The organism is Pseudomonas sp. Lz4W, assembly GCF_000346225.2.
GTDB lineage: Bacteria > Pseudomonadota > Gammaproteobacteria > Pseudomonadales > Pseudomonadaceae > Aquipseudomonas > Aquipseudomonas paraversuta.
In genome coordinates, this window is the sequence record NZ_CP017432.1 from 2,611,739 (window position 1) to 2,631,687 (window position 19,949).

Sequence of the window (19,949 nt, forward strand, 5' to 3'; positions counted from 1 at the left end):
GGCGCCCCCCCATTGTAAATGCTCAAACATCGAGTGGCCTCACTCGGCGCGGTTGACGCGGGGTCAAGGCACTGCCATTTCCGGAATTCGGCCCTGTGTGGTGGGCTGGTGGCCTGGGCGCCATCGTGCGGCTCGGTGGCCGCGTGTGCTCCTCGACCTCTGGTGTTGAGCAGGCAGGTGTAGGCGTGGGGGTATCTTTGGACATTTGCATGACCGCAACACTGACGAAGCCCAGACCATCTTTGCGGTTCTCGACGCGATGCAGGGTCGTCTTCTGGGTTGCTGCGTCTGAGGTATATTGCCAGGCCACTGCAAAGGGTGGGCTGTTCAGGGCGCCCGATTTAGGGATGTCGGTCACCCGACCTGGGTTGGGCGGGAACGTTGCCGTCTCGTTTTTATCCGGTTCGTAGGCAGCCTCGCGGACATAATAGCGATTGGTGAAAACGGCGTAATTTGTCGCGAATGTCCACCAGTCGTCGAATGGGAGAAGCTCTAGCTGACGCGTGAATGTCTTTTTTGTTTGGGGATCTACAACATCCACGTTGATGGAGTAGTCGTCGTCTTTTTTGAAGTAGGCATTGTATAAATGCTGTTTCTTGGAGAGAACAGGGTCAACGTACCAAGCGGTCTTTTCCACCAACTCCCAGAAGTAGCTCATGGTGTACGCCGATGGATGGCGGAAAGAGCCTACATCTTCTGCGCTGGCGTGGATGGACATTGCCTTGACGCTGTTGGCGAAGCTCTCGATCACTTTCTTGGCTGCGTCGGGAACACGTTCGTTTTTGTGTGGGCGCTTGCCTGAGGTGAGAGCGAAGGTTGTAGTCTCACTGGAGTGATGCGGCATGGTCAGAACGGCCACGTTGCCGAACTTTACTTTGAACTTGTCGATGTAGAAGTTGGCCTGGTCGATGGTTGCGCCGGTTGCGTCGCCGGTGATGACGTACTTCCAGTCGTCGAAAACCACGACAAAAATGAGCGAGTAGGTGTTAAGCGAAAAGCTGTCGACCCGCCATTTTTTGTCACCGATTATGGTGCGGATAGTGTGTTCTCCCGCAATATGGTTGCCAACCAGCAGGTTGAAGCTGACATCCTGTATTTCGAACATCGGCGTTGGTTGACTGTAGGAGCAGTTGTTTGCGGGAAGAGGCTCAGGCTTTACCGTTCCTGTTCGTTGATAGGCCTCCAGATCGTTGATGACATTTGTGCCGCCGTGCTTGGCAAAGCGAACGCGGTGCCCCCCATAGATTACCTTGCCGACTTCAAGAATCGGTTTGGTTGCCTTCTTGGTGCCGGGCTTGTCGAACTTGCTCAGCAGGTCTTGAACCAGATTGATGTGATCGCTATCGCTGTGCGAGAGCGAGCAGAAGTCGATTCTCGGTGTGGTCATCGAGTTCAGCGACTTCTCGATCAGTTTGACCGCAGGCTGTCCCGCCTCGGTCTTGGCACGTTCCGAGCCAAGGTCGAGCAGTGCGGTTGCGGTGATTTTGCTGCCGGTATAAATCTCGACAAAGGTGCCGGAGCCCTGGCCGACGTCAAGCAATGTCACGACGATCTTGCTGGCCTTGCTCATGGTGTTGTTCCCTCGCCGCGTCGTCCTGACCGCGCGGCCCGGATGCGTTGTAATGCCTCGCGGTCGCCCTCAGGCGGCACGACCTTGTGCGTAGCAATCGGGGCGGGCGCTGCCAGGCGTTTTCGCCCGGGGTGCACCTGCAGCGCTTTTTCGTCTTTCTCCTCGGCGGCATAGGCCGCATACCAGCCCAGCTTGCTGCTGCCCAGTTGATCAGGATTGCCGAACAACACGATGTCGTTGTTGCCCGGCGGGAAGTTGAGCAGGCCAAGCACTGAAAGGGTGAATTGGTGCAGACGCAGCAGATAGACCAGTTCGTCGTGCTCACCGATGTAGGTGAGGAACTGAAAATTGCGAAAGCCCAGGCGCAACACGCCCTGTAGCGGCCACTGCACGCCTTCAGCAGGGCCCGTTTCGAGTTTCAGACCCAAAAATTGCGGCGGTGCACGCTTGCCGTCGGTGCCGGGCTGCCAGGCGGCGAGTACTTCCACGGCAATGCCGACGCTGCCCAGCAGCGCGCCCAACGTGCCCAAATCGAGGGTGAAGCGCAGCCCATACCAAGGTGCTAGCAGTGACGTTTGATCAAGTGGCGCAGACACTGAGGTGAAGCCCAGGTCCTCAGGGCGGGTGCCTGTTGGCGCGTCTGGCTTACCCTCCTGGTCAGGCATTGGCAGCACGGCTAGCAGTCCATTGAGCGTCAGGGGGAAATGGCCGACCAACGACTGGGCCCGGGTGGTGCTGTTGGCAAGATCGAAGCGCAGGTTGCTTTCGTCGACGCTGAATTGTTTGACGCCGGCGTCGTCGCCGAGGGTGAATTGCATCGAGACGGCCAGGTTGCTGTAGCGCAAGCCGACCGTGGCGTCTGTAGACACGTTGTCGTTCACCGGCTCAGGGCCGAAGGAGTAAAGATCGAAAACCTGCGGGGCGGCGAATTGCAGTGTGCCCGAGAGGGTGAACTCGGTGACAATCTGCCCTGGCGCGTTGCCTGCACCGCGGGTTTGCAGCGCGACGAGGGCGACATCAATGCGTGACAGCACCGAGGCGCTGGTGGCATAGCTGTTGCGCCCCTCCAGCAAAAAATTATAGGTCGCGACTGCCGCCAGGCGCTGGTAGCTGCCGTCGAGCACCAGGTTGTTGCCGTGTTCGGTCTGCGACTTGGTCAGTGTGTCGCCAAAGAGCCGGTTGACCAGCAGCTCTGCCTTCGCCGAGAAGTCGGTCAGTGCCGAATTGGAGAAACTGGCGCGCAGTTGCAGCGTCTTGAAATCGAACGCGACGTTCGCCTCGCTGTACAGGTCGACCGGGTCGATATAGTTGATCAGGCCGAAGGCGGCGGTGTTTTTAAGCTCAGGCTTTGAATCTTTAACAACGAAGGGCGTTTGCGCCAGGCCGAGGTGGTGGGCATAGAAGTGCTCGGTGTCGATCCCAGCGGTGAGGAACAACAAATCGGCAGGCATTTGTGCGATGTCGACTGGCGTGTTGAGGAACAGAAAACCATTCCAGGCCGGGTTATGCACCACGCCGCTCAGAAAGCGCTGGTAGGGCGAACCCTGTTCAGCGACCGCTGCATCGCTGAAAATATCGAGGATCAACCGCTGTGTCTGGCCGATGCTCCCGCCCACTATCGGCGGCACAGCCACTTCAGGCCATAGCCAACTGCTGCTGTCGGCAACCAGCTCCACGAGGGTGCGGTTGCAGAATTTGGCGATCATCACCGTTGGACTGTTGGCCACCGGTTCGAGCGTGTCCCTGGGCTCGCCGTCTTTGACTTGGCTGCGCCACGGGCGCCAGGCGCGTGGTGAGATCTGGAAGGTCCAGCCGTCCATCTGCGCCTGTAGCAAGCCGGCCATCGCCAGGTAGACCGGCAGGTAAGGAGGGGTAGCCGCCGCACCGATGCAGGCGATGAACTCGGCCTCGGTATCAAAGGGCTGGGTTTTACCGCTGAGTGCTGCAAAAACGGCAGTAATGATCGCTTGCGGTACCCCTTTGGCCAGCAGCAGAGCGCTGTTTTCGGGTGTCTGTTGGAATTGATAACGCACGGAGGTGGACTGCATCAGCACGTCCACGTTAGCCGCGACAAAAAATAGCTGATTACTCTGCAGCGCAGATTTAAAACCGCCGGTGACCACCGTGAAGTCAAGCCGCGGATGGTCAGTGCCAGGCAGGTTGCCGACAAACATGCCGTCATAATCCTGGTAGTCCGCCGTGAGTTCGACTATCAAGCCTTGCGGCGTCACGCCCAGTGGATCGCTCTCGGCGCGGGGCCGACGGACGGGGCCCGGCGAGGCGAGCAAGGCCTTTTCTGGGCTCTCCATCCGGGCTTTGGCACGCTCACCATAATGGGTGTCGATCTGGAAATGCCGGTATGGCGCGATGCTGGCATTCTCCAGCGCCGAGGCCAGCGCGGTGTCGGCGCTGTTTAGCCCTGCATAGCAGCCGAACGGAAATACCGGCGGTGTACCTGAGGCACTCAGTGTGGCAGCTGGCATCGGATTGAAGTCGAGGAAATTCGGCGCGATCTGACGTTTGCCCGAGAAGATCGGCGCCTGGCGCGGCTGAGCGAAATAGACAGCGTCGGGCTCGCCAGCCAGTGGCAGGATTGTGGCGTGTGACGTCGTGGCGGTGCTGTTCAGTGCCTGCGCCACCGTCGGTGCCAGGAGCGTGCCGTCATTGGCCCCGATGGCAAAGGCGGGGCAGTTACCGGCGAAAACGATCTGGTGGCGGTCGGCAGATATTTCGACAACTTCGAGCCCCGACAGCCCCACCAGTAGTTGATAGGCGCCGGCGGGCCGATTAGCGGGCGGGACAACGGTGATCTGGAACGCACCTTCGGGACTCAAGTGATAAAGGTCCCCTTCGTCGCAGCTACTGCCCGTCACTGGCGACACACCGAAAACGAATCGCACATCGGACAGGCTTCCCGCCGCAGCCAGAGGCGTGAGTGTGGCGGCAAAACCCAAGTTCGTGCGCAGGAATGAAGCAAGCTTTGGCGCACCACTGGCGATGGTTGGGGCCAGCGAGAGATGTGTGCGCGCGCCTACCCGGGGGTTGAGCGGGTCATAGGCCAGCGCTGCGCTGATCGCGGTTGTCTGGCCATCGAAAACGCGCTGGAACAGTAGCCGTGTCGCGCCTTGGGTGGCGATTTTTTGTGGTGTGGCATTGCTGCCGATCGAGAGGGGCGGCGCGGCGTAGCGCAGGCCGATCGCGAAGCGGGACCAGATCGTTTGTTCTTCCTGCCCTGCAGGGACGGCGGGAAGGGTGCAGCGCGCGGTCAGGCTTGCCACCTGTGCGCCGTTGAACGGGATAGTGAGCGAGCCCGCGGCCAAGTCGGCATCGCCGTTTGGGCCCAGGAAGACACCGCCACCCATAAAGCCAATGCCACCCCCTGCGTCATCGGCGATTTGCGTCAGTGCGCTGAGGCCGGCGAGCTCCAGCCCATAGTGGCCAAGTCGGAAGCTGGTGGCGCGTACCGTCCGCCATTCAATCAAGTTGCTGGCGCCATCAGCGGCGGCCTGAAGGGTGGTCAGGCGCCACTGAACCATCGGTGCATCCGGGTTCTCGATCCACAGCAGCCGAAGTTGGGCGGGCGGCGCGAGATTGGGGCGCAGCGCATCAAAACCATTCAGAAATACTGTCCAGTCGCTGGGCGTGGTTCCCAGAAACAGGTAGGTACCGCCCATGTCCTGCCACACCTGCGTGGTCGACAAGGTACCGGATAAGTTCGATCCGGGTGCTGAACAATAACCGGCCCAGAAGCCCGCTACACCCGCGTGGTCGCGGGTGGACAAGGCAAACAGGCGGCTGCCTGCCTGCTGCTCAAACACTGGCGCCGATGGCATGGGCTTAGCATCCCACGGTGATGATGTGATCGCCCGCGAGCAGGGGCAGTGAGTAGCCGTCAAAGCCGCTGCCCGGCGCGTAGACGGTACCTCCCTGCCAGTCCAGCATGACCTCAAGTTGCACGCCCAGGCTGTCCGCAGCAGAGGTGGCCGTCTGCCCAGCGCCACTTGCGCGTAGTAATCGTAGGCCAGCGCTTCGCCCAACGGTGCTTGGTCGCAGCTGGCGTTCTTCGAGCAGATTCCCGAGGCGGGTGCCGACGGGGACCTGGCGCTCGTTGCCGTCCAACTGGACGCGGATCATCACTTCCAGCGTGGTACGCCCGCGGAAGTAGACCGTCGAAAACTGCTGTGGATCGGGTTTGGCGTCATTGATTGCAGTGAAGCTTTGCGCCGCAACAATGGCGAAGTTGAGATTGGCCTGGTTACCGCTGCTCGTGCTGCTCGGGGACAGTAAGGAGGCGGGCAGGAACACGCGATAATAAGGTTGCTGGAATTGGCTGAAGTAGAGGTCCGCCGCCGCTGCCACGCCCGACTGTCCCGTGCCTGACATACTCTGGAACGGTTTCTCTACCTGCAATGCGTTGTGCGCGGCGAGCTCGTTGAGGAACCCGTCGAAACCGACACGCCATGCACCGTTGGTGTGATAACTGCCAATGTCGAAGTCGACCACTGAAGCGCCAGCGTAACCATTGAGCCAGGTTGGCAAACCTTGTTCGTTGATGCTGACATAGTCGCCAAGCACAACGCGCAGCACCATACCGGGCCGCAAGTCGACATAAGCGCTGCCGGCGCGGGTCGAAAACGATAGGCCAAAATTGTAGTAGAGCTGCTCGTCAAAGGTTTGCGGCATCATCCGTGCGATCGCACTTTGTACGAGATAGATGCCGTAGGGGCTTGCCCCTGCAAGGCCCTCCTTGGGCTTTTCAAGCTTGGCCAGCAGCTGCACATAGTCGCTTTGCAACGTGGTGCGCACTGCTGTGGTGTCGAAGCTCCACACCGCCGCGTCTGTGGCGATGGTGAGCGTGTAAGGCAGTTCGGCATTGGCGAACGGCGCTACGGTGAACGGGCCAACGCTGATCGACTCGGAGCCCAACGCATCGGCGGTCAAACCAAGTTGGGGCAGGTAGAGCGTGATCTCCCGTGGGGGCGGATTGCTTATCGAGCTACCGAGGCTGGCCTGGGCAGACGCGGGATACACATAAGGTGTAGCGACCGTGGCAGGTTGCTGACTGAGGAAATAAGCCGGTACGAAGAGCGCCATCGCATTGGCGGCGAGCCCGGTCCCGTCGGCGCCCGCGGGCTGAACATAGACCGTATAGCGCTTACCCGGATCAGCGTTGAAGGCAAGGGCACCCGTTGTCCCGTTGACGGTAACGCTGGCGACAGGCGCAGCGTTCTCGTAAACCGACAGGACATGCGCATCCGCGCCACTGTGCGCGTGCCAGCGTGCGCGTACCGATTCGCCATCGTAGCGGGCGTCAATTAACATGTCGGCTGCGGTCGGGACGGATGCGGCGGCGCTAAAAGGGCCTATGACGACAACGCCATTGTCGGTACGCGTCGCTGCAATTTGGTAGCGAAGGCCGGCATTGATGCCTGCTGGGCGACTCAGCACATAGTGGGTTGTGCTGCTTGTCTGCGTGCTGCCATCAGAAAACTGCAGTGTATAGCTGACACCGGCGCCGATAGTCGACCAATTCAGTGTGGCCAGCTGTGTGGCCGGGTTGGTGGCCGCCGCAAGGCTGCGCGGTGTGGTAAGGATCGCAGTTGCTTGTTGGTTGGACGCCATTGTACGGTCCGCCACAACACGCAACGGTCCGAGCAAAAGATCTACCATTGCCACGGCACTACCGTCTGCTGGAACAATAAGCTCGCGCAGTGACACGGCGCTGGCGTTGCCAGTGGTGATTGTGCCGAGCAGCAACACCTGATTGGCCCCTGCACCGGAGCCGTTGATGAGTCGGATCGCATAGCTCGGTGGTGGATCTGCGGGCAGGCCAGCCGCTACGTTCCAGGTCACGGCAAGCTGATCCTCGGTGGCCGTGAGCGTGCGCAATTGCGGCGTGACAAAGACCAGCGCCTGGGTGACTGACGGCGAGGTGCCGCCGCTGATGCCGGTCGCTTGAAGGGTCAGTGTTTGTGTCTGGCCTTGGGTGACCGTTGATTTGGCGATGCTCAGTACGGCAGCGGTGGCGCTTGTCGTCTGCGTGGCCAGCGACTTGCCATTTTGGAGGACGTTGACGGTATAGCTGATTACGTTCGAGGGGCTGTCTGGCAACGCTGCCCATTGGCAGGCAATCTGCCAGTTTTGAGGATTTTTCGGATCACTCTGGATCGTGGCTTCGATCAGGGTCGGTGCGATAGCCAGCAGCATTGCCGGTTGGCTACACGGCCCGCTGGTCTTGCCGTCGGCCGATTTACCGCGTGAGATCACCGAAAGGCCAACGGCCCCAGACGCTGCATAGGTGAAGCTCAATTTGCCACTGGATGCATTCACCGGGCCGACGAGCACGGTAGAGCCGCGCATTAACCAGCCCTCGCTGGAGGCGGCGCTGGTAGTGACATTGGCCTCGACGGCTGTGCCGTTGATGATGACGCCACTGACCGTTGGCGCCGCCGTGATCAGCGGGATTTTGAGCGGCGCTGCACCGATGGCGAATGCCTGTGTCTGCACACTGGCGCTAACGCCGGAGCTGTCGTTTATCTGCGCGGCGAACCTGGCTGAGGTCGGCCCACCTACATAAGGGGCGACCTCACTGGCATTGACCTGCAGCGAGATCACGCTGTTCTGAGGGCGTGGGGCATCCTGAACGTTGTCGAGTCCCCAGATGAGTAACAGGGTGCTGCCGTCATAGTCCGCCTGGGTGAGCGAAGCGGCGGCTTGCGGTACGGTCTGGGGGGCGCTGAACGGGCCCTGGCTAAATGGCGCAGCGAAACTACCCGCACCGCCGGGATTGACTGCTGGCACCAACGCCGTTGCATAGATGCGGAACGGCGCAGGATAGTCCGCGACTTTTACCGTAGCGGTGTTGCCCTCGACATTCGCGCTGCCAGCGAGTGCCCAGACACCCCCGGAGAAGCCATAGACCAGCAGTTGCGTGCCGACCTGGACGCTGCTCGCACCGTAGTCGAGCTGCGCTGTGACGCTTTGGCCATCGTATTGTGCACTCGCTACTGTGACGCGTGCGGCAGTCACCGGCGCGCTGGCCACTGCCTGGCTCCAGTCAATGCCCGCAGGCGAGGTGCCCGCGACCACCCAGATAAGGTCGACCATGTAGCTGATGGTGGCCGAAAGGGGGAAGGGTGGCTGAAACAACGCGTAAATTGGCGAAGTGCCTGCGCCCGACGTTGGCGAAACACCGATCACCATTGGATCGTTTGCCAGCCGCAGCCGGGTGACCAGCACCAAGTTGGGCGGCGTGCTTGGCAAGCTCGACTGCTTGACGTTGACAGTCAGCCCAGCGGTTGCGCGCCCTGGCGGCAGACTGGCATAGGGGCTGACATAGTAAATGCTTGAGATGATGTCGGCCGGGCTGGTCATGTGGATCCTCCCTGGAAGTGCACGCCTATGCCATGGGCACGCGTTGGCGACCATGGCAGCGTGGTTCAACTGATCAGAAGCGCCGGTCTGCGAACGCGGAGCGGCAATCGTTGTGCAGGCGTTTGTCCACCCGGGCCAGGATGGCGTCGAGGTCGTCGCGTCTGCGCAGCGTAAACGCGCGCATCGCCATGTGGTCACCACAGCCGATGCCATCTGCAAAGTAGAGCGCGGAGTCAGTCGGATAGTCGCGGGTCGCCATCTCGGCGTCACTGCCGATAGCCAGCGAGTAGCAAACGCCGTCATAGGCGATGGCCGAATGGCCGGTTATGGTTGCTGGGCCATCCTGGGTGAGGACCTGATCCCCTTGTGCGAGGTCGCAAATCTGACGGAACGAGCCGCTGGCCAAAGCAATCAGATGCGCACCGCTGGCGCTCAGGCTGTGTCCGTTGTCGGTATCCATACGGTAGACCGCGCTTGTGCCGCGGGCATCTGCGCTTGATTGGTGTGGCCCGTGCCTGGTTGCGCGCACCGCCCAGGTGCGGCCATCGGCACTCTTCACCCGGTGACTGTTGTTAACTTGCTCGATTGGCAAGGTGTCGCCGCTCTCGAGTGTGACCAGCGTGCCTTTAACCGCGCAATGCCACCAGAACAATAGATTCTCGATGGTCGTGCAATTGACCGAATGCGCCTCAGGCGAGTTCTTCGAACAGACATAGAAGGTCTGGTTCGGCTGGCCGCCCTGCATGGGGATGTCGAACATGAAGTAGAAATAGCTGATGATCTCAGACGTGAGTGAGGACATCTGATAAACCAGCGATTTGGTATTGGCGTAATAGGTGTTTGGTCCGTCGTAGGGGTATTGCCACGTCAGCACATTGGGCGGGCTACCTTGCTGTAAGCCTGCAACCAGCGCTGCGTCAGTGGTGTACTGCGTGGCGCGCTGGATCGTCCACGAGCCGCCGCTGCCGTCGTCGACAACGATATTGGTCATCAGGTTGTTGACGGTAAGGCTGACAAGATCGGGCGTGCCCGACAATGCAACGCTGCCCACGAACGGGCAGGTGAGATAGGGCTTGTCCTGATTACCGGCGCCGGCGGGATTAAGGTACACATAGTCGCAATCGTTATTTTGATACCCGCTCATCCGCCCCACGCTGATCTCGATGGCCGTGTGGGCGCTCTTGCTGATAACCGGCTGCGTGACCGTGGCCTGAATGCCCTGGCCCATACTGGCTTCGGTCGACAGGGCGAAGAAGCGGGTGTTGCCGGCAGTGTCGGTGGCATGGCAGATGTGCAGCAGATGAAGCCCATCGGCGGGTGCTGCACTGGCGTGCGCGGCACGGGTCGGGCAGGTCAGAAAGCCGCTGTTGAGCGCCACGTTCTCGCCGCATGCCACGACCTTGCCCGAATCTTTGTCGAACGCCATCAACACGCCGCCTAGCATTAACAGCTCGCCGCTGGCGGAGGTCCAGACGGTCGCAGTCGCAGTGCCTTGAGCGGTTTTGCCTGCGTCGACCAGCATCAGCGTGGCGCTGGGTGGTTCACCAGCAGGTGCGTTGTTCAGGGCGTGGTAGAGCGCCGGATACTTGTTTTCAGTGAAGCCGCCGAGATTAAGGCCTAAGCGGATGGCTGCATGGTGTCGGGGGTCGCCGGGGCTCAGGGGGAGGGTGTCGCCCAACGGCAGCTGCTGCCGTAGATCATGGAAGGTGCTGAGTTCAACTGCCGACAAGCTCGGTAGTGCGTCCATGCCATCTTCTCCAACTAGATCTGACTAGTGTCGACGAAAGAGGCGCTCATGCGCCCGGTGCTCTCAAAACACAGCACTGCAAGTTGCCGCCCGGCCACGTTAGGAAAACAGATAACAACCCCAGGCTGAATCCAATATAGACGCAAAAACGGTGATGTGACGGCCTTGAAAAATTTAAGCCTACCATCGATATCGATGAACAGGATCTCTCAGGACAATCCGGGAGCAACACACTGGTGATCGGTTTCACGATCTGCGCTGCAGCCTTTCTGGGAACGGATTCTCCGCGGCGTCAATGTGGCTCTCAAAACGCCGTTCAAGGACGTCGGCAACGAACACGAAGGACATGGTCCGTTAAGAGAGTGGATGCTCGAAGCGAATTTTTCGAATCAGTGGCTTAGGCAGCTCATGAGCATCTATGACATGACCTGTCATTTAACAAGTGGGCGATGTCAGATGTGAATAGCCCCGGGTTTCGTAGACGCTCGGTGACCGCTATTGGCCGATTTCTGCCGGTCAGGAAAGGCCGCTATCGACCCAAAGCGGACATCCATTTTTAATTGCAGGCTAGCGCTGCCATGCGGTCCGCGCGATACCGGCCCGGCAGCAAGCGCAATTCCGCCGCAGGCCCCCCAGAGCGCGACGGCGGAGCGGCTTCGGTCCGGATCTTGAAATGACACGCGGATCAGCGTCAATGGCGGGTGATTGAGTCATGGTATTCGTGGTTCACAGCCTGTGGCAGTCATGGTTGTGAGTCGATTGACCCATGCACGTGCATGCCTGGAGTGAACTAGGGATGCACAGCGGCAGAGGCTTAAACGAACTGCAATACGTCGTTCACGGCTTTGCGCGGCTTTTGTGGCCAGTTGGCTGCGCCCGGGTAGCCAACGGTGATCAACATCACCGGTACTTCTTCATCAGAGAGACCAAACTCCTTGGCCACTGCGGACTGATCAAAACCGATCATGGGCGTCGAAACCAGGCCTTGGCCCTTGGCGGCCAACATTAGGGTCATCGCCGCGAGCGAGCCAGAGCGGATGGCCTCATCGCGCTGCAATTGATGGTTTTCCTGGTACATGCCTTGCGCCGCACCCACCCACATGTCGTAGATCGACTGGTCGATGATTCCGGCGTCCAGGGTCGGCTGCAAGGCTGCCGGCAGGGTTACATGCGGGTTCAGGGTACCGCAGACAATAAAGGTCACAGCGGCATCCATGACCTTTTGTTGGCCGAATGCCAATGGCAGTAGGCGCGCCTTGGCTTCGGTGCTGCGCACGGCCAGGAACTTCCAGTTTTGCAGGTTAAAGGCGGAGGGCGCGTGGGTGGCCAGGTTGACCAGTTCGGCGACCTGGGCGTCCGTCAACGAACGTTCGGTGTCGTAGCTGTTGGCGGAGATGCGTGACTTAATAACTTCAGCGATAACGGACATGGTGGTCTCTGTGCGGGATAGGTTTGCGCAGGACACGGTTGTCACTCTTGAACCTGCGCATTGTTTCAACTCAGCGGCTGAAACCGTCGAATGGGGTCATGTAAACGGCACCGAACGGGTCCAGGCGCTTGCGAATTTCGGCGTCGGGGGTGCCGTAGACCACGAGGCTGGTGATGGTGCACAGCTCCAGGAAACGTTGGCCGAACGGCGCGAATGTGGTGTCGACATGGCTGACCACGGCATCCACGTTATAACGCTCAAGGATGTGCACGGTGCTGTTGTCTTCATTGACACTGTATTCGTAAATCAGTGTGCCCGGTTCGGTTCGGGTGGCGGCAACGATGGTGGCGATCAGCGCCTTGAACTCAGGAAACTCTGCGGGTTTGACCGCAAGGGAGAACAGGCAGGAAATATGGAGGTGCATGTGGTGGTCTCCGGCAGATGGATGACAGAAACCTGCACGAGAGCATCACTGGATTCGGGCAATGCGTGCGGTGCAGGTCGCAGGTGTCAGGACTTTTCGGGTGCTTCCCCGAACAGCTTGCCGGCGCCTGCCCAATCCGATGCGGCTACGTCTTCGAAAATCACGTAGATATAATTGGCATCGGTACCGGTGTGTTTAACGATGCTTTCGGTGATATCGGCTGCAACAGCGGCTTTCTGCGCGTGTTCCTTACCTTCGAACCAGCTCACACGTACGACGGGCATGATGTATTCCTTCTAGGGCATTCATCTGGGAGAGGTGCGCGAAGTGCACCGTTGTCTTGCTGGAATCCATCGTACTGTTGAATGCTGTAGCGATAAATGGCCTAAAACTATAATCTGGGTAGATCTAAACTCTACAATAGAGCGGTCGGCATGGTACCCATCGATTCCTTCCAGGGCGTAATCACCTTCGTAGTGGCTGCACGCTCATCCAGTTTTACCCAGGCGGCTGAACGGTTGGGGGTGTCAAAATCTGCCGTTGGCAAAGCCATCGCACGTCTGGAGGAGCGTTTGGGCACGCAGTTGTTTCATCGCACTACCCGACGGATATCCTTGACTGCCGATGGCGAGGCCTACTTCGTGGCGTGTTCCACGGCCCTGGAAGAAATCGGCACCGCTGAAAGCGGGTTGGGCCCCGGTGGTGGAGAGCCTTCCGGACGCTTGCGCGTTGATGTGCCGGTTGCTTTCGGCCGCAGGGTTGTTGCGCCCTTGTTGTTCGAGATCGCCAACAAATACCCGGCGCTGCAATTGAACCTGACGTTTTCCGATCACCTGGTGGACCCATTCGAGGAAGGGATCGATTTGTTGGTACGGTTTGGTGAACTGCAGGACACCAGCGGCCTGGTGGCACGGCGCTTGACCCGCCAACGCTGGGCCATCTGTGCTTCCCCTGATTACCTGGCGCGCTTCGGCACCCCTAAAACCCTGGAAGAACTGGGTCAGCATCGTTGCATCGTCGGCCATCGACGCGGCCAACCGCTAACATGGCGCGTCACAGAGGCGGGGAAAACGGTGCGTTACGCGCCAACCTCAACTCATCAGATTGGCGATGGTGAGGTCATGATTCTTTCGGCGGTGGCAGGCGCCGGCTTATGCCAGATGCCACGCAGCCTGTTTCAGGACGATATAGAAGCGGGCAGGCTGGTAGAGGTGCTGCAAGCCTATGAGCCTGAAGCGGTGGATGTGCATGCAGTCTGGCCAAAGGTGTCGCACCTGAGACCCAAGGTACGGTATGTGGTCGATGAGCTGGTTAAGTTGTGTGCTCATTGGCAGTAAAGGGTGTGCATCTACTTAATCACTGAACAGATCAAACATCAGTTGTCGGAACCATTTGTTGGCGGGGTCCCTGTTGTATTTGCCGTGCCAGAACAATTGGATGTTTACTTCCGGGTGCTGTCACGAAGCGAACTCGCCATTGGGACGAACCCAGACCCAGATACGTGATTTAACATAATATACATTATGCGAATTATCGTATTGGTGCCTCAGGGTCAGTGGAGGTCAGATTTCAAGGCTGGAAATTCCTCTCTCGAACGATCCCCGCATTTCGATGCCTGCAACAATGCCCTGACGCGCCCTAATTGCTGGCTTTGCATTAAGCTTGTCGGCCAACACCACAATGGAATGACAAATGATCAGAGCATTTGAACAACACGACATGGAACCTGTTGTGGAAATCTGGCTGAGCGCATCGATCAAGGCTCATGACTTTATCGACGCGGCTTACTGGCATTCCCATACAGCAACGATGCGTGATGTTTACATCCCGGCATCTGAGACCTATGTGTTTGAAGACCAATCCAGCGTCCAGGGGTTTTGCTCCTTGCTGGGCAATCAACTGGCCGCGCTGTTTGTTGACCCGGCTCATCAAGGCAAAGGCCTGGGCAAACAGTTGCTTGAGCATGCGAAAAACCTTCGTGGCGAGTTGAGCCTTGCGGTTTACAAAGAGAATGCGCCCAGCCTGGCCTTTTATCGCTCACAGGGTTTTGATGTGGTCCGCGAGCAAATTGACGAGCAGACAGGTCATGCTGAATACCTGATGGCGTACCGCACATGATCCTCCCACAGCCTTTGCTGACAGCTATCGAGAGCCTGTATTTGAACGCAGCCTTAGCGCATCCGGTTGATTACTCGGTAGACAGTGAAGCCCGGGAATATGGCGGTTTGCGCTTTACTCTTGCCGGTCGCAAGGTTGTCTTCAGGGTAGCCAAAGTGACGCCAACCAAGGTCGGCCAGTTCGTCACCCTGTGGAAACGACCTTGCCCAGGCGGCGAAATTGCACCACTGGATAGCGCGGATGACATCGATTTCGTGGTGGTTCATGTGTCTACTGAAGGACGCTGCGGACAGTTCGTTTTTGATCGTGAGACCTTGTTGTCGCGGGGTGTGTTTGCCATCAATGGTCGCGGCGGCAAGCGCGCATTTCGTGTTTATCCACCCTGGAGCCAGCCTGTAGCACGCCAGGCCGTGCAGTCTCAAAGATGGCAAACCGAGTGTTTTGTCGCGGTTTCTCCCTTTGAACCGGCCTCAATAGTACGTATTCACGGCCTTTTCAACTGCGAGCAGTCTTAGGCTTATATATGCATTCTAGATATAACTAAACTAAAGAACTATTTAGTATAGTTATAATAATGACCCTTGGCATCAGGTTCGGCAGCCCTTTCCCCTTGCTGTCCGACGGCTCCATCTGGAACCCCGGTGCACCAAAGCCTGGCGATTTACGCCCCCAACGCGGCCGCCACTCCAGATACTTCCATGCCTTCCACCGCAGGCTGCCCCAATGCCTGAGCGCATTTATCTCGCTTAACGCACCGGGCGCGCTGTACCTGTTGCCTGTGCTCCAGTTGCGTAACTGCTGCACGCTGCGCCGCCAGTGCTTCGCGCATCCGGGCATCGATGATGCCTGCGATGCATGGCCATCAACCTCTGCCCCGCCGCTACCTGCATCCCCGGCTCCAGCGAGAGAGGCGCCGAGGTGAGGATGCGAAAGCGCTCGCCACTGGCTTGCTGCGGTTTGCGCGGACAATTTGTCGCAGGGCGTGTTTTTTTGTTAAAGTTACGGAACTAACCGTTTAGTACATAGCTATCTATGACTTCTGCCGGTTGTCTCGCCCTGCTCCATAAGGCACCAGGCGCTGCAAAGGCTTCCCCAGCCACTCTGTAATGGAAACAGCTATACCTAATAGGCTGCTCCCACCTCAATCGCTCATGCATCAGTAGGGTCATGCACCATGAATAATTCTCAACCTTCGGCCTCCGTGAGCCGCTGGCCCGTTTGGGTCGCAGCCCTCGGCGTGCTGGTTTTCGGATTGCTGTTCGTCGCCGGCGGCGGCTATCTCGCCACCCTTGGTGGAAGCCTGTATTTCCTGCTGGCCGGTCTCGGAATGATTGCCGCGTCGGTATTAATGTTCAAACAACGCCTTTCAGGCGTCTGGCTGTTCGCTGCCGTGATGGTTGCGTCGATTGTCTGGGCCCTGCTGGATGCCGGGCTGGTGTTCTGGCCGCTGGTTTCGCGCCTGTTCGCCCTGGCCGTGCTGAGCCTGGTGGTGGCGCTGGCTTACCCTTCTCTGCGCAAGGCCAACGGCCTGAGCGGGAACGGGGGTTACGCGCTGGGCGCGGTGCTGGCAGTGGCCATCGCTGGCGGTTTCTGGGGCATGTTTCTACCCCACGCCACGGTGTCGGCTACCGGCGACGGCCCGGGCCTGACCAAGGTCGACCCGGCCAATGCCCAGAAAGACTGGGCACACTACGGTAATGACGAAGGTGGCAGCCGCTTTGCCGCACTGGACCAGATCAACCGCAGTAACGTTGCCGATCTGGTACCCGCCTGGACTTACCAGACCGGCGACGTGGCGATCAGCGACGGCAATGGCGCAGAAGACCAGCTGACCCCGTTGCAAGTGGGCGACAAGGTGTTTATCTGCACCCCGCACAACAACCTCATCGCTCTGGATGCCGATACCGGTAAAGAGCTGTGGAAGAACAACATCGATGCCAAATCGGCTGTCTGGCAACGTTGCCGGGGCCTGGCGTACTTCGATGCCAGCGCACCGGTTGCCCAGCCGACTGATGGCAGCACCCCTGCCGTGCCAGTGGCTGTTGCCCCCGGCGCTGCCTGCCAGCGTCGCCTGCTCACCAACACCATCGATGCGCGCCTGATCGCGGTGGATGCTGACACCGGCAAGTTCTGCCAGGACTTCGGCACCAATGGCCAGGTTGATCTGAAAGCCGGTCTGGGCAATGTGCCTGACTCCTTTTACCAGCTGTCGTCGGCACCGTTGATGGCAGGTACCACAGTGGTGGTTGGCGGCCGGGTTGCCGATAACGTGCAGACCGACATGCCTGGCGGCGTGATCCGCGGCTTTGACGTAATCACCGGCGCCATGCGCTGGGCGTTCGACCCTGGCAATCCGCAAGACAAACAGGCTCCGGCAGAGGGTCAGACCTACGTTCGCAGCACGCCCAACAGCTGGGCGCCGATGTCCTATGACCCGCTGATGAACACCATCTTCTTGCCGATGGGCAGTTCGTCCACCGACATCTACGGTGTTGAACGCACGGCTCTGGACCACAAGTACGGCGCTTCGGTGCTGGCACTCAACGCCTCGACCGGTGATGAAAAGTGGGTCTATCAGACCGTTCATAACGATCTGTGGGACTTCGACTTGCCCATGCAGCCGACCCTGATCGACTTTGCCAAGCCTGACGGCAGCAAGGTCCCGGCGCTGGTGATCGGCACCAAGGCCGGCCAGATTTTTGTTCTGGATCGCCACACCGGCCAGCCACTGACCAAAGTTGAAGAAGTAGCGGTCAAAGCCTCCAACATTCCGAACGAACCCTACTCGCTGACCCAGCCGAAATCGGTGGGCATGCCGCAGATTGGTGCGCAAAAACTGACCGAGTCGGACATGTGGGGCGCAACCCCGTTCGATCAGATGCTGTGCCGCATTTCGTTCAAGAAAATGCGTTACGACGGCCTGTTTACCGCACCTGGTACCGATGTGTCGCTGAGCTTCCCGGGCTCACTGGGGGGCATGAACTGGGGCGGTCTGTCGACTGATCCGGTGCACGGCTTTATTTTCGTCAACGACATGCGTCTGGGCCTGTGGATCCAGATGGTGCCGCAGAAAAAAGAAGCGGTGGCCAACTCCGGCGGCGAAGCACTGAATACCGGCATGGGCGCAGTACCGCTCAAAGGCACGCCGTATGCAGTGAACAAGAACCGCTTCCTGTCCATCGCCGGCATCCCTTGCCAGGCTCCGCCGTTCGGCACCCTGACTGCCATCGACATGAAGACCCAGAAAATTGCCTGGCAAGTACCGGTCGGCACTGTTCAGGACACCGGCCCGCTGGGGGTCAAGATGCACCTGCCATTGCCAATCGGCATGCCTACCCTGGGCGGTACGCTGTCCACCCAGGGCGGTCTGATTTTCATCGCGGGGACTCAGGACTATTACCTGCGCGCCTTCAACTCGGCCAATGGTGAAGAGGCCTGGAAGGCCCGCTTGCCAGTCGGCAGCCAGGGCGGCCCGATGACCTTTGTGTCGCCTAAAACCGGCAAGCAGTACGTTGTCATCACCGCCAGTGGCGCACGCCAGTCAGCCGATCGCGGTGACTACGTGATCGCTTACGCGTTGCCTGACAAAGAGTAAAACAGCCCTGTAGGGGCGCGCTTGCCCGCGAGTCTTTCGCAACAGCGAAGAACTCGCGAGCAAGTTCGCTCCTACAGATTACGCTTTGCTAAGCAGCACCCTGGTCACCCGCCGCTCTTCAACCTCCATCACCCTCAGGTTCCACCCTTCCCAGGTCAGGCTGTCGCCAATCACAGGCAGACGGTCCAGCAAACTCATGACCATTCCAGCCAGTGTTTGATAGTCATCCGTGGCCTTGGCCGGGAAACCGGTGTGCAGGGCTATCTGACTCAGATTCAAGGCGCCGCTCACTAAGTAACCATCCCCTTGGACCACAATGTTCGGGCCTTCGATTTCACTGGCGTCAGGCAACTCGCCGGCAATCGACTCCAGAATATCGGTCATGGTCAGCAGGCCGGTGAAGTCACCGAACTCGTTGATCACGAAAGCGATGTGGGTGGACTCTTTGCGCATCTGCTCCAGAGCATTGAGGATCGAGAAACTGTCCAGCAAGTTGATGGTCTTGCGGGCCATGGCTTCCAGATCGGGTTGATGGCCGGCCAACAACTCTTTCAACAGCTCCTTCTTGTGCACAAAGCCCAATGGCTCATCGATGCGCCCTGCCCTGATCACCGGCAACCTGGAGTAGGACGAATGCATCAGCTTTGCGCGAATGCTCTCGGCCGAATCTGCCAGATCGATGTGATCAATCTCCGTGCGCGGGGTCATGACTGTGCGTATGGGCCGCTCCGCCAGTTGCAGAACACCACTGATCATGACCCGCTCGCGACGGTGGAACACCTCTTCGCTGGCGCCGCCTTCCAGCATGTCCGCAATTTCTTCACCGACTTCGTCGGCACTCAGGGTACGCCCGCCCAGCAAACGCATCACGGCATGGGCGGTGCGCTCACGCATCGGGCGCACACCTTGCAGGCTGCGTTTACGTTGCGCGCGGGCAATCTGGTTGAAGACCTCGATCAAGATCGAGAAGCCGATGGCAGCGTACAGATAGCCCTTGGGAATGTGGAAGCCCAGGCCTTCAGCGGTAAGGCTGAAACCGATCATCATCAAAAAGCCCAGACACAGCATGATCACGGTCGGGTGACTGTTGACGAAGCGGGTCAGCGGCTTGCTGGCAATGATCATCAGGCCAATGGAGATCACCACCGCGATCATCATCACGGACAAATGCTCGACCATGCCCACCGCGGTAATCACCGCATCCAGCGAGAACACCGCGTCCAGCACCACAATCTGCGCCACGATCGGCCAGAACATGGCATACACAGCGTTGGATGAACGCTCTGCGACATGCCCCTCGAGCCGTTCATGCAGCTCCATGGTGGCTTTGAACAACAGGAACAGACCACCGAACAGCATGATCAGGTCGCGCCCCGAAAAGGATTTTTCAAACACTTCGAACAGGGGCTCGGTCAGCGTCACCATCCACGAGATGCTGGCCAGCAGGCCCAGGCGCATCAATAGCGCCAGGGTCAGACCAATGACCCGGGCGCGGTCGCGCTGCTCGGGCGGCAACTTGTCCGCCAGGATGGCAATAAACACCAGGTTGTCGATGCCCAGCACCAACTCCAGCACAATCAAGGTCAGCAGGCCTAGCCAGGCCGTAGGATCAGCAATCCATTCCATAATGCTTACGCGCGCTCTTGAGGGGTTGGGGATGATGAGAATGCTGCGCCCGGGTCAATCCTCTGG

12 protein-coding genes and 1 pseudogene are annotated in these 19,949 nt (G+C 59.2%); 4 read left to right on the top strand and 9 right to left on the bottom strand.

The genetic code is table 11. The annotated features are described in order from the left end of the window. Positions 1–22: 22 nt before the first annotated feature. The 7 genes from B195_RS11995 to B195_RS12030 form a co-directional block, all read right to left on the bottom strand. Positions 23–1,570 carry a hypothetical protein gene (locus B195_RS11995; protein WP_003445629.1) on the bottom strand — a complete coding sequence of 516 codons (1,548 nt, stop codon included), beginning with the start codon at positions 1,568–1,570 and terminating at the stop codon, positions 23–25. After that, a complete protein-coding gene (locus tag B195_RS12000; protein ID WP_003445630.1) occupies positions 1,567–5,403 on the bottom strand; it encodes a hypothetical protein in 3,837 nt (1,278 codons plus the stop codon). The genes B195_RS11995 and B195_RS12000 overlap by 4 nt, the downstream gene beginning before the upstream one ends. Before the next feature lie 4 nt (positions 5,404–5,407). Then, a complete protein-coding gene (locus B195_RS12005) occupies positions 5,408–8,944 on the bottom strand; it encodes a hypothetical protein (RefSeq protein WP_003445631.1) in 3,537 nt (1,178 codons plus the stop codon). A 73-nt stretch (positions 8,945–9,017) separates the two neighbouring features. Further along, positions 9,018–10,691 (bottom strand): hypothetical protein, encoded by a 1,674-nt coding sequence (locus B195_RS12010; protein WP_003445633.1) that lies wholly within the window; start codon positions 10,689–10,691, stop codon positions 9,018–9,020. Positions 10,692–11,505: 814 nt separating this feature from the next. Beyond that, the gene (locus tag B195_RS12020) at positions 11,506–12,120 is read right to left on the bottom strand and encodes a nitroreductase family protein (RefSeq protein WP_003445635.1); all 615 of its coding nucleotides are present in this window, start codon (positions 12,118–12,120) and stop codon (positions 11,506–11,508) included. Positions 12,121–12,190: 70 nt separating this feature from the next. Then, positions 12,191–12,544 carry a putative quinol monooxygenase gene (locus B195_RS12025; RefSeq protein WP_003445637.1) on the bottom strand — a complete coding sequence of 118 codons (354 nt, stop codon included), beginning with the start codon at positions 12,542–12,544 and terminating at the stop codon, positions 12,191–12,193. 86 nt (positions 12,545–12,630) lie between these two features. Then, entirely contained in the window at positions 12,631–12,828 is a 198-nt protein-coding gene (locus B195_RS12030; protein WP_003445639.1) for a 4-oxalocrotonate tautomerase family protein, read from the bottom strand. Between the two features lie 150 nt (positions 12,829–12,978). Between B195_RS12030 and B195_RS12035 the strand changes: the two genes are divergently transcribed. After that, positions 12,979–13,881, top strand: a complete 903-nt coding sequence (locus B195_RS12035; protein ID WP_003445640.1) for a LysR substrate-binding domain-containing protein — start codon at positions 12,979–12,981, stop codon at positions 13,879–13,881. A gap of 15 nt (positions 13,882–13,896) precedes the next feature. Here B195_RS12035 and B195_RS23070 read toward each other — a convergent pair. After that, positions 13,897–13,995: pseudogene (locus B195_RS23070) on the bottom strand (LysR family transcriptional regulator); the annotation flags it as partial. Between the two features lie 241 nt (positions 13,996–14,236). Between B195_RS23070 and B195_RS12045 the strand changes: the two are divergent. From B195_RS12045 to B195_RS12055, 3 genes are all read left to right on the top strand, one after another. Further along, on the top strand, positions 14,237–14,662 hold the full coding sequence (locus B195_RS12045; protein ID WP_003445642.1) for an N-acetyltransferase: 426 nt from the start codon (positions 14,237–14,239) through the stop codon (positions 14,660–14,662). Beyond that, complete coding sequence (locus B195_RS12050) at positions 14,659–15,177, top strand: MepB family protein (RefSeq protein ID WP_003445644.1); 519 nt, start codon at positions 14,659–14,661, stop codon at positions 15,175–15,177. Before B195_RS12045 ends, B195_RS12050 begins: the two co-directional genes overlap by 4 nt. Before the next feature lie 659 nt (positions 15,178–15,836). Further along, positions 15,837–18,257: a glucose/quinate/shikimate family membrane-bound PQQ-dependent dehydrogenase gene (locus B195_RS12055; protein WP_003445646.1), complete on the top strand. Its 2,421-nt coding sequence runs from the start codon at positions 15,837–15,839 to the stop codon at positions 18,255–18,257. Between the two features lie 78 nt (positions 18,258–18,335). Here B195_RS12055 and B195_RS12060 read toward each other — a convergent pair whose 3' ends face one another. Then, positions 18,336–19,883, bottom strand: a complete 1,548-nt coding sequence (locus B195_RS12060; RefSeq protein ID WP_003445648.1) for a TerC family protein — start codon at positions 19,881–19,883, stop codon at positions 18,336–18,338. Positions 19,884–19,949 lie beyond the last annotated feature (66 nt).